The sequence below is a fragment of the Pseudomonas sp. EZ-C24 genome (genome assembly GCF_014525325.1).
Classification (GTDB): domain Bacteria; phylum Pseudomonadota; class Gammaproteobacteria; order Pseudomonadales; family Pseudomonadaceae; genus Aquipseudomonas; species Aquipseudomonas shirazensis.
Genome location: NZ_JACDIU010000033.1, coordinates 2773 through 18604 on the forward strand (window position 1 = coordinate 2773; position 15832 = coordinate 18604).

General features: G+C 60.7%; 10 protein-coding genes and 1 rRNA gene. 7 read left to right on the plus strand and 4 right to left on the minus strand.

Annotation, left to right across the window (positions count from 1 at the left end; genetic code table 11):
* On the minus strand, positions 1 to 2990 hold a 2990-nt coding region (locus tag IDM28_RS22120), incomplete at its 3' end, for a retention module-containing protein (RefSeq protein WP_223176025.1).
* Positions 2991 to 3686: 696 nt separating this feature from the next.
* Here IDM28_RS22120 and IDM28_RS22125 point away from each other — a divergent pair.
* The 3 genes from IDM28_RS22125 to IDM28_RS22135 all read left to right on the plus strand — a co-directional run bounded on the left by IDM28_RS22125 (position 3687) and on the right by IDM28_RS22135 (position 7657).
* A complete protein-coding gene (locus IDM28_RS22125) occupies positions 3687 to 5843 on the plus strand; it encodes a type I secretion system permease/ATPase (protein WP_101322660.1) in 2157 nt (718 codons plus the stop codon).
* Complete coding sequence (locus IDM28_RS22130) at positions 5833 to 7209, plus strand: HlyD family type I secretion periplasmic adaptor subunit (RefSeq protein ID WP_101322661.1); 1377 nt, start codon at positions 5833 to 5835, stop codon at positions 7207 to 7209. Before IDM28_RS22125 ends, IDM28_RS22130 begins: the two co-directional genes overlap by 11 nt.
* A 106-nt stretch (positions 7210 to 7315) precedes the next feature.
* Entirely contained in the window at positions 7316 to 7657 is a 342-nt protein-coding gene (locus IDM28_RS22135) for a tryptophan synthase subunit beta (protein ID WP_150571566.1), read from the plus strand.
* Positions 7658 to 7680: 23 nt separating this feature from the next.
* On the opposite strand, the gene lapD is transcribed toward IDM28_RS22135, so the two are convergent.
* Both lapD and lapG read right to left on the minus strand, forming a co-directional pair.
* Positions 7681 to 9627: a cyclic di-GMP receptor LapD gene (gene lapD / locus IDM28_RS22140; RefSeq protein ID WP_150573726.1), complete on the minus strand. Its 1947-nt coding sequence runs from the start codon at positions 9625 to 9627 to the stop codon at positions 7681 to 7683.
* 10 nt (positions 9628 to 9637) lie between these two features.
* Entirely contained in the window at positions 9638 to 10399 is a 762-nt protein-coding gene (lapG, locus tag IDM28_RS22145) for a cysteine protease LapG (protein ID WP_224785603.1), read from the minus strand.
* Positions 10400 to 10594: 195 nt separating this feature from the next.
* Here lapG and IDM28_RS22150 point away from each other — a divergent pair, with 195 nt between their 5' ends.
* From IDM28_RS22150 to IDM28_RS22165, 4 genes are all read left to right on the plus strand, one after another.
* Positions 10595 to 11287, plus strand: a complete 693-nt coding sequence (locus IDM28_RS22150; protein ID WP_150571564.1) for a GntR family transcriptional regulator — start codon at positions 10595 to 10597, stop codon at positions 11285 to 11287.
* 81 nt (positions 11288 to 11368) lie between these two features.
* Positions 11369 to 11872, plus strand: coding sequence for a sigma-70 family RNA polymerase sigma factor (locus tag IDM28_RS22155; protein WP_101323137.1), 504 nt, complete (start codon positions 11369 to 11371; stop codon positions 11870 to 11872).
* A 4-nt stretch (positions 11873 to 11876) separates the two neighbouring features.
* The gene (locus IDM28_RS22160) at positions 11877 to 12845 is read left to right on the plus strand and encodes a FecR domain-containing protein (protein WP_188036896.1); all 969 of its coding nucleotides are present in this window, start codon (positions 11877 to 11879) and stop codon (positions 12843 to 12845) included.
* A 201-nt stretch (positions 12846 to 13046) separates the two neighbouring features.
* Positions 13047 to 15416: a TonB-dependent siderophore receptor gene (locus IDM28_RS22165; protein ID WP_262500189.1), complete on the plus strand. Its 2370-nt coding sequence runs from the start codon at positions 13047 to 13049 to the stop codon at positions 15414 to 15416.
* A 152-nt stretch (positions 15417 to 15568) separates the two neighbouring features.
* Here the strand turns inward: IDM28_RS22165 and rrf are convergent.
* Positions 15569 to 15684: ribosomal RNA gene (rrf, locus tag IDM28_RS22170) — 5S ribosomal RNA — on the minus strand.
* Between the last annotated feature and the right edge of the window lie 148 nt (positions 15685 to 15832).

Here is a 15832-nt window from a genome sequence, read left to right on the forward strand (position 1 = left end):
CCATTGACCGCAGTGACGGTCGCAGTGACTTCACTGCCGTCTTTGTAGACGTCTTCGATGTTGGTGTTAGGGACCTCGAGGGTGCCCTTGCCATCGGCGCCAACGTTGACGGTGTAGTTAGTGCCACCGACATTTACAGTCAGAGTCGTGGTGCTGCCGGCTTGCGGCGGGTTGCTCAGCTGGAAGTTGAAGGTGAGGTTTGCATCACCTTCTTTAGCTGGCACCGCGGTCACGGCAACAGTCGTGGTGTCGATAGTGTCTTCGACGGTGACGGTGGTGGTTGCACCACTCAGGTCAACAGCCTCGTAGTTGCCGCCGTTCACTTCAGTAACGGTTGCAGTGACCTGGCTTGGATCGATGTAAACGTCTGCGCCGTTGGTGTTAGGCACCAGCAAGGTGCCTTTACCCGAAGCATCGATATCAACGGTGTAATTGGTGCCACCGACATTAACGGTCAGGGTGGTGCTGCTGCCAGCCTGAGGCGGGTTGCTCAGCTGGAAGTTGAACGTCAGGTTGGCATCACCTTCCTTCGCCGGTACAGCTGTTACAGCAACAGTGGTGGTGTCGATGGTGTCTTCGACGGTGACGGTGGTGGTTGCACCACTCAGGTCAACTGCCTCGAAGTTACCGCCGTTCACTTCTGTGACGGTCGCAGTGACTTTGCTTGGGTCAATGTAGACATCAGCGCCGTTGGTGTTTGGCACCAGTAAGGTGCCTTTGCCCGAAGCGTCGATATCAACGGTGTAATTGGTGCCACCGACGTTCACGGTCAGTGTGGTGGTGCTGCCGGCTTGAGGCGGATTGCTCAGCTGGAAGTTGAACGTCAGGTTGGCGTCACCTTCTTTCGCTGGCACAGCTGTTACAGCAACGGTCGTAGTGTCGATGGTGTCTTCGACAGTGACCGTGGTGGTTGCGCCAGCCAGGTCTACAGCCACGAAGTTACCGCCGTTCACCTCGGTGACAGTTGCGGTGACTTTACTTGGATCAATGTAGACGTCAGCGCCGTTGGTATTTGGTACCAGCAAGGTACCTTTACCAGACGCATCGATATCGACGGTGTAATTGGTGCCACCGACGTTAACGGTGATCGTGGTGGGGCTGCCGGCTTGAGGTGGATTGCTCAGCTGGAAGTTGAAGGTGAGATTCGCATCACCTTCTTTCGCTGGCTCAGCCGAGACTACAACAGTGGTGGTTTGGATAATGTCTTCGACAGTTACTGTAGCCGTAGCTCCGGAGAGGTCAACGGCCTCAAAATTACCGCCCCTCACTTCAGTGACGGTCGCGGTCACTTGGCTAGGGTCGATGTATGCGTCGGCGGCGTTGGTGTTGGGCACCAGCAAGGTGCCTTTGCCGGATGCGTCTACATTAACGGTGTAGATCGTGCCACCAACGTTAACGGTCAGGCTAGTGGCACTGCCCGCTTGCGGCGGATTGCTCAGCTGGAAGTTGAAGGTGAGGTTGGCATCACCCTCCTTAGCTGGCTCGGCAGTAACAGCCACGGTCGTGGTGTCGATGGTGTCCTGGACAGCAACAGTAGTGGTCGCGCCAGTCAGGTCGACGGCTTCGAAGTTGCCACCGTTCACAGCAGTGACGGTTGCAGTGACTTCGCTGCCATCTTTGTAAACGTCTTCAACGTTGGTGTTTGGCACCAGCAAGGTGCCTTTACCCGAAGCATCGATATCAACGGTGTAGTTAGTGCCACCAACGTTAACGGTGAGAGTCGTGGTGCTGCCGGCTTGCGGCGGGTTGCTCAGCTGGAAATTGAAGGTGAGGTTGGTATCGCCTTCCTTTGCTGGCACCGCGGTCACGGCAACAGTCGTGGTGTCGATAGTGTCTTCGACAGTGACAGTGGTGGTCGCGCCCGCCAGGTCGACGGCCTCGAAGTTGCCACCATTTACGCCGGTCACAGTTGCGGTGACCGAAGACGGATCGATGTAGACATCGCTGCCGTTGGTATTCGGGATCACCAGCGTGCCTTTACCGCTGGCATCAACGGTAACGGTGTAGTTGGTACCGCCCACGTTCACGGTCAAGGTGGTCGGGCTACCGGCCTGGGGCGGGTTGCTCAACTGGAAGTTGAAGGTGAGGTTAGGGTCGCCTTCCTTCGCAGGCTGGGCGGTCACCGATACCGTTGTGGTGTCAATGGTGTCGACGATCTGGGTGACCGCCGGGGTTGGGTTCGGCACAACGACCAAACCACCACCGGTGGTGCCGGTGATGGTGACGGAAATCTCGCTGCCGTCGATGTAAGGGGTATCGTTAGGCGCGATCGGGACATTGACAGTGCCGGTGGTCTGGCCTGCACCGATGATGATGACCTGGCCATTGGAGAGAGTAACGGTCAGGTCGGTCAGCGGCGGTTGGCCAACGGTCGCGGTGTAAACGATGACGCCACCCGCCTCGGTGATCGAAGGCGTAGCCGTCAGTGTCACCCCGGTGGTAACCGGCGTGGTCACCGGCGGAGTTACGCCAGGATCAGTCGTGGTGCCATCGTTGACATTGGTATCGACAGCGCCTGGCTCCAGGTCGGCGGCAAGCGTCTGGAAGCCGATCGGGCCAGTCGGGAAACCAATAGTCGGGTCGACCGCGCCTGCAGTCTCCTCAAGCATCACAAAGGAGTGACCGCCGCCAGCCGCGCCGCCATTACCGGCTGCAGTCGGGCCCGCCGCCGTTGCTTCAAGCTCGGTGGTCGGGTCGGCGCCAGCGGCGATGGCTTGCTGCAGTTCTTCGACCGAGGGCGCTGCCTGTGCGGTGGCCTGGCTCAGATCGGCACTGCTGTCCGGAGCGTCCGCACTCCATTGCGAGTCACGGCCCAGGTCGAGCATGCGGCCATCGGCCAGCTCCAGAGTTACCGCGCCACCTGGGCCGGTCAGGACTTGCTCGCCCGCCATCAGACGGTCGCCTTCAATCAGAACGCGACGAAAGCCCTCTGGGGATACCGCGATGACCTGGCCAACAATGCTTTTGACGATGGCAACAACACTGCTCATTGGACTCTCCGGATCTAGCCATTCTGTTGGCTTCATGCCTAGCAGACGAAAATTGCTGCTAATGCTGAGTAACTATGAATATAACTTTTTGACGTCAAATATATGTCTATTACTTTTAGCTATTAAGCATATGCCAAAGTATTGACCGAAACTACGTCATCCTAAACAATCACGCGGGTAATGTCACATTGATATTTTCACCGCCCGTCAGCTGCTTCAAGTCCCCCTCTCAAAAAGCGCTTAGCCCCCGAATTACGAAGCCTTGGAGCCTGACGGATAACAGGGAAAGACACCCCTGCAGATGATTTGGAACAAGCTTTGCAAACAATGAAAAAATAAAAAAAGAGCCATTGTTTTGACTGCTATAAGGTGCTGCCGATTACAAGCACTGGTCATGCCAGCTTCACACCTGAATCGGCTGAAAAAACTGCATTATCCAACAGCCAAAAATGAAAGATTTCCAGTCTTCAGCCGATAGCACGTAAAGGGTGCTGAACCGCTAACCCACTGGCAAACCGACTGTTTTCAAGCGAAACATGGGGCAGCGCTGTAGTCACCAGCCCGCCGTATTGACGCCACGGGGTGGTCGCGCCCATGGCCATCAGTGCAAAATGACATCAAACCGCATGTGCCCCCCCGGCCGAGAGCCAAGGTGGGCATCGTCCCAAACACCGCAAGGTCTGAAGAGAGCGCCGCGTGGAATCCGAAGTCAGTCGAGTCCAACTCAGTCACGATCCACGCAGCCAGCATGACGATCCTCTACTGGATAGCCTGCTGACCCTGTGTGTCCTGCACCAGAAGCCAGCCAGCCGGGCGATGTTGACCACCGGGCTGCCCTTGCCGTCCCAGCGCCTGAACGCTGAGCTGCTGCCGCGCGCCGCCGCTAGGGCCGGCCTGCAAGGGCGCCTGTTGCAACGCAAGCTGGAGCAGATCCCGGCCATTGCCATGCCAGCCATGTTGCTGCTCAACGAAGGGCGCAGCGCAGTTCTGCTGGGCTGGGAAAACGACGACACTGCGCGTCTGCTGCTCAGCGAGAGCGACGGTGGCGAAGTCCTGGTCAGCCGCGAGGCGCTACTGGGTGACTACAGTGGCAAGGTCTTCTTTGCCCAGCCACAGCACAAATTCGACGTTACTCACGGCAACCTGATCCCGCGTACCCGCTCGTGGTTCCGCGACACGCTGCTACGCAGCAAGTGGCTGTACATCGATGCAATCGCCGCCAGCCTGGTGATCAACATCATCGCTCTGGCTGCACCGTTGTTCGTGATGAACGTCTACGACCGGGTCGTACCCAACCAGGCCACCTCGACCTTGTGGGTGCTGGCCATCGGCATTGCCGGTGCCTACGTGTTCGACCTGGTGCTCAAGTTGCTGCGCAGCCTGTGCCTGGACCTGGCCGGCAAGAAAACCGACTTGATCGTGTCGGCCACGCTGTTCGAGCGCATCGTTGGCATGTCGATGAAGCATCGCCCGGCACGGGTGGGCAGCTTCGCCCAGAACATCCACGAGTTTCAGAGCCTGCGTGACTTCCTCGCCTCGCTGACCCTGACCAGCCTGATCGACCTGCCGTTCACCATTCTGATCCTGATCGTCATCGCCATGCTCGGCGGCCACCTGGTGTGGATCCCGATCATTGCCTTCCCGCTGGCATTGGGCATTGGCTATGCGCTGCAGAAGCCTCTGATGTCGACCATGGAGCGGACCATGGCGCTAGCCTCCGAGCGCCAGTCGAGCCTGATCGAAACCCTCGCCGGCCTCGATGCGGTCAAGGTCAACAATGCCGAGAGCGAGCGCCAGTACATGTGGGAGCAGACCCTGGGCACCCTCAGCCGCCTCGAGCTGCGGGTCAAGGTGCTGTCGGGCCTGGCAATGAATATCACCATGCTGATCCAGCAACTGGCAGGCGTGGCGCTGATCTGCGTGGGCGTCTACCAGATCATCGATGGCAACCTGAGCATGGGCGGCCTGGTGGCCTGCTACATGCTCAGCGGCCGTGCACTGGGCCCGCTGGGCCAGCTCAACGGCTTGCTGGCACGTTATCAGCAGGCCAGGGTAACCATGGTCGCTACCGACCAGATGATGGACCTGCCGCAGGAGCGCAATTTCGAAGAGCGCCCGCTGAGCCGCCAGGTACTGCAGGGCTCGATCGAGTTCCGCGGGGTCGACTTCACCTACCCGAACCAGCAGAACCAGGCGCTCAAGGGCATCAACCTGAACATCCGCCCGGGCGAGAAAATCGGCATCATCGGCCGCAGCGGCTCGGGCAAGAGCTCGCTGGCCAAGCTGATCGTCGGCCTCTACGAAGCAGACAACGGTTCGCTGCTGGTCGATGGCGTGGACATCCGCCAGATCGACGTCAGCGAGCTGCGCCACAACATCGGTTACGTGCCGCAGGATATCCAGCTGCTGGCCGGCACCTTGCGCGACAACCTGGTCAGCGGTGCGCGCTATGTCGAGGACGAACTGATCCTGCAGGCGGCTGAGCTGTCCGGAGTACACGAATTCGCCAGGCTGCACCCGGACGGTTACGAGCTGCAGGTTGGCGAGCGCGGGCAAAACCTGTCCGGCGGCCAGCGGCAGAACGTTACCCTGGGCCGGGCATTGCTGCTCAACCCGCAGATCCTGCTGCTCGACGAGCCTACCAGCGCCATGGACAACACTGGCGAAGAGCGTCTGAAACAGCGCTTGCAGGCGGTTATCGAACACAAGACCGTGGTTCTGGTCACCCACCGCGCCTCGCTGCTGTCGCTGGTCGACCGGCTGATCGTGATCGACCGTGGACAAGTAGTTGCCGACGGCCCGAAAGCCTCGGTCATGGATGCGCTGAAAAAGGGGCAGATCAGTGTCGCGTAAGTTGGATATAAACGGCTTCAAAGATAGCTTGCGCCGCTACTTCAAAGGTTCGGAGTCGTTGGCCGGCGCGCCTTTGCCAGAAGTGCGCAAGTCGCTGGTCGAGGATGCACCGCGGGTGGTGCGCATGACCATCTGGGGGGTGATCGCGTTTTTCCTGTTCCTCATCCTCTGGGCCAGCTTTGCCCACATAGATGAAGTGACCCGCGGTGAAGGCAAGGCCATCCCGTCGTCCAAGCTGCAGAAGATCCAGAACCTGGAAGGCGGCATCGTTTCCGAGATCTTCGCCAAGGAAGGGCAGATCGTCGAGATCGGCCAACCTTTGCTGCGTCTGGACGAGACCCGCTTCGCCTCCAACGTCGGCGAGACCGAAGCCGACCGCCTGGCCATGGCCATGCGGGTCGAGCGCTTGAACGCCGAGATCGAAGACCGTGCGCTGCAGATCGACGATGTTCTGCGCAAAGCCGCACCGCAACAGGCGAGCAACGAAGAGTCGCTGTTCCAGAGCCGCCGCCAGCAATTGCGCGATGAAATCGGCGGCCTCGAGCAGCAATTGGTCCAGCGCCAGCAAGAGCTGCGCGAGTTCACCTCCAAGCGTGCCCAGTACGCCAACAGCCTGCAGCTGCTGCGTCAGGAGATCGGCATGTCCGAGCCTTTGGTGGCCCAGGGTGCAGTGTCTCAGGTCGAGGTGCTGCGTCTGCGCCGCTCGGAAGTCGAGGTTCGCGGCCAGTTGGACGCCACCACGCTGGCGATACCGCGCGCTGAAGCGGCGATCAAGGAAGTGCAGAGCAAGATCGAAGAGACCCGGGGCAAGTTCCGCAGTGACGCGCTGACTCAGCTGAACGAGGCGCGCACCGAGCTGAGCAAGGCTACCGCCACCAGCAAGGCCCTGGATGACCGTGTCAACCGGACTCTGGTGACCTCGCCAGTGCGTGGCATCGTCAAGCAGCTGCTGGTCAATACCATCGGCGGCGTGATCCAGCCTGGCAGCGATATCGTCGAGATCGTGCCGCTGGACGATACCCTGGTGGTCGAGGCGAAGATCCTGCCCAAGGACATCGCCTTCCTCCACCCGGGCCAGGAAGCCACGGTCAAGTTCACCGCCTACGACTACACCGTGTATGGCGGGCTCAAGGCCAAGCTGGAGCAGATCGGCGCCGACACCATCACCGATGAAGACAAGAAGACCACCTACTACCTGATCCGCCTGCGCACCGACCGCAGTCATCTGGGTACCGACGAGAAGCCGCTGTTGATCATCCCGGGGATGGTTGCCACGGTCGACATCATGACCGGCAAGAAAACCATCATGAGCTACCTGCTCAAACCGATTGTCAAAGCTCGTGCAGAGGCGTTGCGCGAGCGCTGATCGGTAGCCGCAACAACGCAGGCCCACGCGAGCAGTTAGCTCAAGTGGGCCTTGTTGCCTATGCTGGCTAGTCAGGGCAGGGATTCAGGACAACCGGAGGCAGATCATGTTCTACGTGCAACGCGACGAAAAGGGCCAGCTGTTGCGGGTGGAAGCCGCCGAGTTCGAGCAGTACCACGAGATGGTCCCTGCCGACAGCGCCGAAATCCAGGAGTGGTTTGCTGGCGATCAGGTTGAAAACAGCCTGAAGCAGCTCAAACAGAGCGACCTGGACATGATCCGTGTGCTCGAAGACCTGATCGAAGTACTGACCACCAAGGGCGTACTCAGCATCACCGACCTGCCGGCAGGCGCGCAGTCCAAGCTGCTCAACCGCTCCACAGCGCGCAAGTCGCTGGGCAGCCTGAACAGCCTGATCGACGATGACGACACCAGCGGCTTGATCTGAAGGGCAAGCAGCGGCCCCGGTCGTCAACGCCAGGGCGCGGGCTCACCCACCAGTTGCCCCTGAATACCCTGCACGCCCATCTCGCGCAGTACCTGCAACTCACCCTCGGTCTCGACCCGCTCGGCAATCAGCGGCAGGTCGATGCTGTGCGCCGCACGCTGAATGGCCTCGATGAACAGGCGTTTGTGCTGCTCGCGGTCGATGCTGCGGATATAGCTGCCGTCGATCTTCAGATAGGCCAGGCCGAGATGGGCAAGGTTGCCGATCATGCTGAAACGACCACCGAAGCGTTGCAGCGCCAGGCCGAAGCCCAGTGCATGCAGGCGGCGGGTCAACTGCTCCAGGGCGGCCTGATCGGGCAATTGCTCTTCAGCCAGTTCAAAGGTCAGCCGCGACCCCAGGGCACGATGCTGGGCCAGCAGATCAAACACCCGCTGCAGCGTTTGCGGGTCGGCCAGGGTTGCAGCCGACAGGCTCAGCGACAGCGACTCCTGATGACCTTGCACATGCTTGAGGACTTTCTCCAGCACCAGCAGGTCAAGCCGTGGCACCCAACCGAAGCGCTCCAGCCACGGCAGGAAGCGACCCGCCGCCAGCGCCTCGCCCTGCTCGTCATGCAGCCGCGAGATCACTTTGTAATGGAGGATCTGTGCAGGCGCCTCGCTGGCGACCACGGGCTGGAAGTACAGCTCGAACTGGCCGCCGCTCAGGGCCTGATCCAACCGCGCATGCCAGGCATGATGGCTGTCTGCAGCCTGAGCAGCGACGCCCTGCTCCAGGCACACCCAACCGGGTGCCGGCTGACTTTCGGCACGGGCCAATGCTTCGTCGGCAAGTTTCAGCAGCGCCTGCGGCGCATCACCGGGGCTGTAGGGCGCCAGGCCAATGCAGGCAACTGGGTCGACGTCACTGGCCCCTGTTTCGTGCAGGCTGTGCAGGGTAGCTTCCAGCGCCTGGGCCAGTTGGATCGCTTCTTCGTGGACCATGCCCGGCGCCAGCACGGCAAACTCACCGCCGCGGCTACGGGTGATCAGGTCATTGGTCTGCGGGAAGCTGGCACAGGTGCGGCGTAGCTGCACACCTACTGCCTGCAGCAACTGGTCGGTGCGCTGGCCGCCCATGCGTGCGTTGAGGCCGGCCAGGTCCATTACCCGCAGCAACAGCAGGTAACCGGCGCGGGCTTCTTCCATGTTGCTGACGCGGGCTGCCAGTTGCATCTCGAAGTAGCGCCGGTTGGCCAGCCCGGTCAGGCTGTCCTGGTAAGACTCGGCCCGCAGCTTGTCGCTGCGCTCGGCCTGTTCGGTGAACAGCGCCTTGAGCTTCTCGACCATCTGGTTCATCGCCTGCACCACGCGGCGCAGCTCGGGGGTGCGCGGCAGCTCGGGCAGGCTGAGGAATTCGCGCCGGGCGATCGCATGCGACTGCTCGACCATGTAATCCAGCGGGCGCAGTTGCCGGCGCAGCAGCAATGCGCCAAGCACTGCACTCACCGCGCCACACAGCAACAGCCAGCCCAGGCTGCCCAGCGCGCTCTGCCACAGCTTGGCCAGGGCAAACATCGGGTGGCTGATCACTTCGACTCGCGCCGCCTGCTGCCAGCCACGACTGACGATCGCGTCACCTCCCGCAGGCTCCAGGCCGATCATGCCGATGAACCAGGCCGGGACACCGCCGCGGTCAGGCTCGGCGTGGCGCTCGACCAACACCGCATTGGACTGCAGGTCGACCACCTTGATGCTGGAGTAATAGCCACTGTCGAAAATCGAGCTGACCATCAGCTCAACCATCGCCGGGTCGTCGATATTCGGCGTCAGCGACAAGGCCAGGGCGGTCGCCGCATCCTGAGCATGGGAACGCAGCTGGTTCACATACTGGCTACGTGAGCTTTCCAGGCTGACCATGAAGCTGCCGCTGAAGGCAACGACGAGGAACAAGCAAATGGCTAGCAGCAATTGTTTGAACAGTGACATCGGTGCTCCTTCAGTAGACCGGCTCCGCCGGGAAGCCTTCGGCCTGCATTTTTTTCAGCAAATCCTGCCAGCGCGACAGGCGCTTGGTATCACCGACCTTCTTGTTGCCCGCCGCGCCTGTCAGCCACAGCCCTTCACCGTTGAAGGAATACACCGGCAACAGGTCGGTACGCTGGCTGGCCGGCTTGATCGCATCCATCAGGCTGTCCAGTACCAGCGGCTGCGCCTGTGGGTTGGCATAGTAGGTCAGGACCATGTGCGCGCGGTTCTGGCGTAATGCCTTGACGTAGGTAATGCGCAGCTTGTCACTGGCAATGCCCATACGCCGCAGGCTGAAGTACTTGGCGATGGCGTAGTCTTCGCAATCGCCAGCGCCTTTGAGCAGAGACTGGATCGGGGTAGCCCAGTAATCGACCTCATGCCACAGGTCGATATCCTCGGTGTAGCGCAACTGCTGGTTGAAGAAGCGGTTGACCACTTGCAGACGCTCCAGCTCACTGCCCTGCTGTTGCGTCGCCAGCAGGTTCTGCCAGGCATCGATGCGTTCCTTGCCTGCACCTAGCGGCCCATATAGCTTTTGCGCCCGCTGGCTGATCTGAGCAAAGTCCCAATCCGCATGCAAGCCGCCCAGCAGCATGCATGCCAGCAAGGCAGCAAGGCCGAGCCGACGCATGACAACACTGAGCATGCTGGGTATCGCCACTGCGAAGACCTGTGCAGACCAATCGGGAGCCGCGATGGTGCGGCCTGTGGCGGGAAAAGACAATGGCACCTTGCAATCACTGCGTGCTGAATCAATAACAGCCCGAACGTCGCACCGGCTTCCCCTCGGCATGGACTTCCTTCACCATAGCCGCCTCCCGCAAAACGGGCGGCAAAACTGTTTTGTCACCCTGGTTTGACACCCCTCCAGCAAGCCCCTAACTTGATTGGATCCAATACCGCCAGTTGTAGAGGCAGACTCCCTGTGGCCGAAAAAATCAAACTGTTGTCTGCCGTGCTTGGCACTGAGCAAGTCCCGGCACATCTGGCTCGCAGTGTCATTGAAGAGCGCTTGCGTAGCGCGATCATCGACGGGCGCCTGCCTCCTGGCACTGCCGTGCGCCAGCAAGAGCTGGCGACACTGTTCGGCGTCAGCCGGATGCCCGTGCGCGAGGCGCTGCGCCAACTCGAAGCGCAGGGTTTGCTGCAAGTGGTCATGCACAAGGGTGCGGTGGTTGCGCCGCTGATCGGTGAGGATGCCGTCGACAGCTACGCCCTGCGCGTGCTGCTTGAGTCGGAGGCGCTGCGCCAGTCGGTTCCGCTGCTGGAGGCTACCGATATCGCCCTCGCCCGCAGCTACATCGAGCAACTGGAAAACCAGACCGGGCACGCCGAGATCGGCCGCCTCAATCGTTTGTTGCACATGAGCCTGTACTGCAAGGCACACAATCAGAAACTACTGCGCTTGATCGACAGCGAGCTCAATGAAGAAGAACGCTTCCTGCGCTTTCACCTGTCTGCGATGGGCTTGGGCAAACTCACTCAGGACGATCACAACGCGTTGGTCGATGCAGCCAGTGACAAGCGGGTGGATGACGCGGTCGAGATCCTCGCCGAGCATTTGAATAAAGGCGCCCGTACCATTCGCCGCTATCTGGATGGTCAGCAGAGCAGCTGACATTGCGGTTGCAAAATCGGCGCTGACCGCAAACAATGAGACTAATTATCATTCATGCAGCAGTGCTGGCGGCGTATCTTCATGTCTTCTCACGACTCCGTGCACACGCTCTACAGCGAACATCACGGCTGGTTGCACAATTGGCTCCGGAGCAAGCTGGGTAACGCTGCCGATGCCGCTGACCTGGCGCAAGATACCTTCGTGCGCCTGCTCCAGCGCCGCGACCAGTTGCAGCTGAATACCCCACGAGCCTTTCTGCGCACAGTCGCCCGCGGCCTGGTCATCGACCATTGGCGCCGCGAAGAACTGGCTCGCGCCTACTGCGAGGCGCTGTCGCATTTGCCCGAAGCGCAGGCACCCTCGGCAGAAACTCGCGAGCTGCTGCTGGAGTTGCTCGAGCGTATTGCGCGCATGCTCGACGGCCTCAAACCGAAGGTACGCCGTGCGTTTCTGCTGGCCCAATGCGAAGGCCTGAGCCACAAGGCGATTGCCGAGCAGATGGGCATCTCGCTGCGCTCGGTCGAGCGTTACATCGCCGATGCGCTCTACCACTGCTATCAACTGCGCTTTGAGAACGAGCTATAGATCGATGAGCGCTGCGCAGCCTTCGGCAACCGTCGTCAAACAAGCGATCCAGTGGATGCTGCGGCTGCGCGAAAGCGGGCCAGATCAGCGTTTGCAGCGCAAGTGTGAACAATGGCGCGAGGCCCACCCGGAACATGAGCGCGCCTGGCAGCGAGTGCTCAGCCTGCACCAGGATCTCGATCTGCGCGCCATCCCCGGCGCAGGCCTGGCGCTGCATACACTGGAAACCAGCGAGCGCCGCCTGCATCGGCGCCAGACCCTGAAACTACTGGGGGGAGCTGCGCTGATTGGCTCCGCGAGCTGGTTGAGCAAGGACCTGCAATTGCTGACTGACTGGCGTTCCGACTACAGCACTGGCACTGGCGAGCGGCGCAGCGTCACCCTGCCGGACGGCTCGCTGCTGCAAATCAACACACGCAGCGCTGCCGACCTTGCCTTTGATGCCCGCCAGCGCTTGATTCGCCTCAACCACGGCGAGCTGATGCTGACCTGCAGCGACGCTCAAGCCAACGGCCGACCGCTGCTGGTGCAAACGCGCGACGCTTTGCTTGAAGGCGTGAATGGTCGTTTTACGGTGCGTCAGCGTGACGACTGTACACAGGTGAGTGTCAGCGCCGGCCAAGTAGCGCTGCATGGCCCTGGCCCATCTGCTCTGCACTGGCTGGGCAGCGGCCAGCACTGGTCGATAGACGCGCATGGGCCCCGCGTGGTCGAGCAGCCCGACATGGACGCGGCCGCCTGGGCTGACGGCCTCATCGTGACTGGCAACATGCGCCTGGCGGACTTCGTCGCCGAGGTGGCCCGCTATCGACCCGGGTTCCTCAGTTGTAGCGACGACGTGGCCGATCTGCGCTTGTCCGGCGTGTACCGCCTGGCAGACACCGATGCGTTGCTTGAGCTACTGCCGCAGACGCTGCCGGTGCGCCTGCATCAACGCACCCGCTGGTGGGTGCGGCTGGAGCGGGCAGCCTGACGCCAGTTTTTTTGGCGGGAAGCGCTGACACGTCCGGCTTGGACAGTAAGCACCATCAATTGCCCTTAATCAGCCTACGGATCCCTCATGCCCGGCCAGCGTTCACCACACCGCATCAACGAGAATGATTTTCGACCTGTCTTGAATTCAGCCCTTCTAGGCAGAGCCATACGCGCCGCCTTGTTCGGCACTGCATTGGGCATGGCCGCTGTCGCGCCCCTGAGCCAGGCAGCAGAAACCGCCAGTGCCTCCCAGCAGTACAGCATCGCCGCCGGCAACCTCGATGATGTGCTCAATCAGTTCGCTCGCCAGGCTGGTATAACACTGTCGAGCACCCCGCAATTGACTGCCGAGCTGCAGTCACCTGGCCTGCAAGGCGCGTACTCGACCAACCAGGCACTGCGCCAGTTGCTCAACGGCACGGGCCTGCAAGCTGACAGCAGCGATGGCAGCCGCTACGTACTGCGCGAGCAAGCCGCAGACGCTGCGCTGGCCTTGCCTGACACCGATGTACGCGGTTTCACCCTCGGCAACGCGCTAGGCAGCATGGAGGGCTACAACGCCACCCACAGCCAGATCGCCACCAAGACCAGTACGCCTATTCTGGAGACCACCCAGTCGGTGTCAGTGGTTACCCGCCAGCAAATGGACGACCAGGGCTCGCAGACGGTTGCCCAGGCCATGCGCTACACGCCCGGGGTGCTGACCAACCCCTATGGCGCCACCCACCGCTATGACTATGTGGCCATGCGCGGCTTCAACGATGGCTCGGTGGATAACATCTATGTCGACGGCTTGAAGTCGATGGGTGATAACGGCACCTACAGCACCATGCAGGTCGATCCGTATTTCCTCGAGCGTATCGATATCCTCAAAGGACCATCCTCGGTGCTCTACGGCCGCAGCTCGCCAGGCGGGCTGGTTGCGCTGACCACCAAGAAACCGACCTTCGAGGCCTTCCACCAGGTTCAGGCAACCGTCGGCACCCAAGGCCAGCGCGGCATGGGCTTTGACTTGAGCGGGCCGCTGGATGACGACAAGCGCATTGCCTATCGCCTGACCGGCCTTGCTGATTCGGCTGACACCCAGTTCGACCACAACAAGGAAGAACGCTATGCCATCGCCCCAGCGATCAGCATCGACTTCAGCGAGGATACTTCGCTGACCTTGCAGGCCTACCTGCAGAAAGATCCCAACGGCGGCTACCACGGCGGCCTGCCCGCTTCTGGCGTGCTGCACAAGCGCAATGGTCAGCGGCTGTCAGATCACTTCTTCGAGGGTGAGCCGGGCATCGACAACTATGAACGCACCCAGCAGTCGTTCAGTTATCAGCTGGAGCACCGCTTCAACGATGTGTTCACCGCTCGACAGAACTTCCGCTACCAGGATTCCGACGTGTCGATGGATCAAGTCTACTTCGCCGGTTGGGGCGCGACCGACAGCAACATCATGAACCGGGCCTACACCGGCGGCGACGAGCGCCTGCATTCGTTCATCATCGACAACATGCTGCAGGCGGAATTCTTCACCGGGGCGGCCAAGCACACGGTGCTGCTGGGTACCGACTATCAGCGGCGTAAAGCCGACGTAGCCTGGCGCTATGGCAGCGTCGACAGCCTGAATGCGGCCAACCCGCAGTACGGCAACGGCAACTTGCAGATACTGGGTGAAAACAACTACACGCGGCGCCTGCAGCAGACCGGTGTGTACTTGCAGGACCTGGTCGAGCTCGACCAGTGGCGCTTTTCACTGGGGCTGCGCCAGGACTGGGTCAAGGTCTCCGAAGAAAACCGTGACAGCGACACCCGGGTCAGTGACGACCGTTCAAGCTTCACTACGCGCGCAGGCGTGCTCTACCTGTTTGAAAACGGTATCGCTCCGTATGTGAGCTATTCCGAGTCGTTCAACCCCAATACCGTTTCTGATCAGAACGGCCGGCCTCTGGCGCCGACCGAGGGCACCCAGTGGGAAGCCGGGGTCAAGTATCAGCCGCCGGGTAGCGACAACCTGTTCACGGCCTCGGTGTTCCGTATTGAACAGGAAAACCTCGCGTCCAAACAGCCCAACGAGGAGTTCTACCGGGCAGTAGGCCAGGTGCGCTCACAAGGCCTGGAACTGGAAGCGCATGTGCAGGTGACCGATAACCTGAAGCTGCTGGGTGGCTACACCTTCACCGACATCGAGTACGCCAAGTCGATGCCTAGCCTGGCTGCGGCAACTGTAGACAACAAGGGCAACTCGCCGACGCAGGCGCCCAAGCAGATGTTCTCGCTGTGGGCCGACTACGACTTCCGCCAGGGCGCTCTGGATGGCCTTAGACTGGGCGGCGGCATGCGCTATGTGGGGTACAGCTGGGTAGATGCTGAAAACAGCATGAAGGTGCCCTCCTACACCTTGTTCGACGCTTCCATCGGTTACGACCTGGGCAAGGTCGGCCTCAAGGGTGTAGATCTGCGCCTTAACGCCAACAACCTGACCAATGAGAGCTACATCGCTTCGTGTGCCAGCCTGAGCTACTGCTACATGGGTGAGGAACGCAATGTCAGCGCTACCGTCAGCTATCAGTTCTGACCGCACTGGCTGAAAGCCAAAAGGCCCGCTCCTGGATTCAGGAGCGGGCCTTTTTATTGGGCTGTTGTCTTGGCCGGGGCCTGACAGCAAAGCAGTCCGCCGAGAAAGACAAAGCCCCTGTCAGCAACGCTGACAGGGGCTTTGGATTTGAATCTTGACGATGACCTACTCTCACATGGGGAGACCCCACACTACCATCGGCGATGCATCGTTTCACTGCTGAGTTCGGGATGGGATCAGGTGGTTCCAATGCTCTATTGTCGTCAAGAAATTCTGTGTGCCGAACCGTCGGTAGACGTGTCAGCGAAACTTGAGTCTCTCTACTTAAAGACAAAACCCCTACCTGCTCGCGCAGATAGGGGTTTTGCGAAATGAATCTTGACGATGACCTACTCTCACATGGGGAGACCCCACAC

What these genes read in the sequence shown, in the direction of transcription:
- IDM28_RS22135 (WP_150571566.1), top strand. Translation starts at nt 7,316, where the DNA reads ATGTTCTACGTGCAACGCGACGAAAAGGGCCAGCTGTTGCGGGTGGAA.
- lapD (WP_150573726.1), bottom strand. Translation starts at nt 9,627, where the DNA reads ATGTCACTGTTCAAACAATTGCTGCTAGCCATTTGCTTGTTCCTCGTC.
- IDM28_RS22155 (WP_101323137.1), top strand. Translation starts at nt 11,369, where the DNA reads ATGTCTTCTCACGACTCCGTGCACACGCTCTACAGCGAACATCACGGC.
- IDM28_RS22160 (WP_188036896.1), top strand. Translation starts at nt 11,877, where the DNA reads ATGAGCGCTGCGCAGCCTTCGGCAACCGTCGTCAAACAAGCGATCCAG.
- IDM28_RS22165 (WP_262500189.1), top strand. Translation starts at nt 13,047, where the DNA reads ATGGCCGCTGTCGCGCCCCTGAGCCAGGCAGCAGAAACCGCCAGTGCC.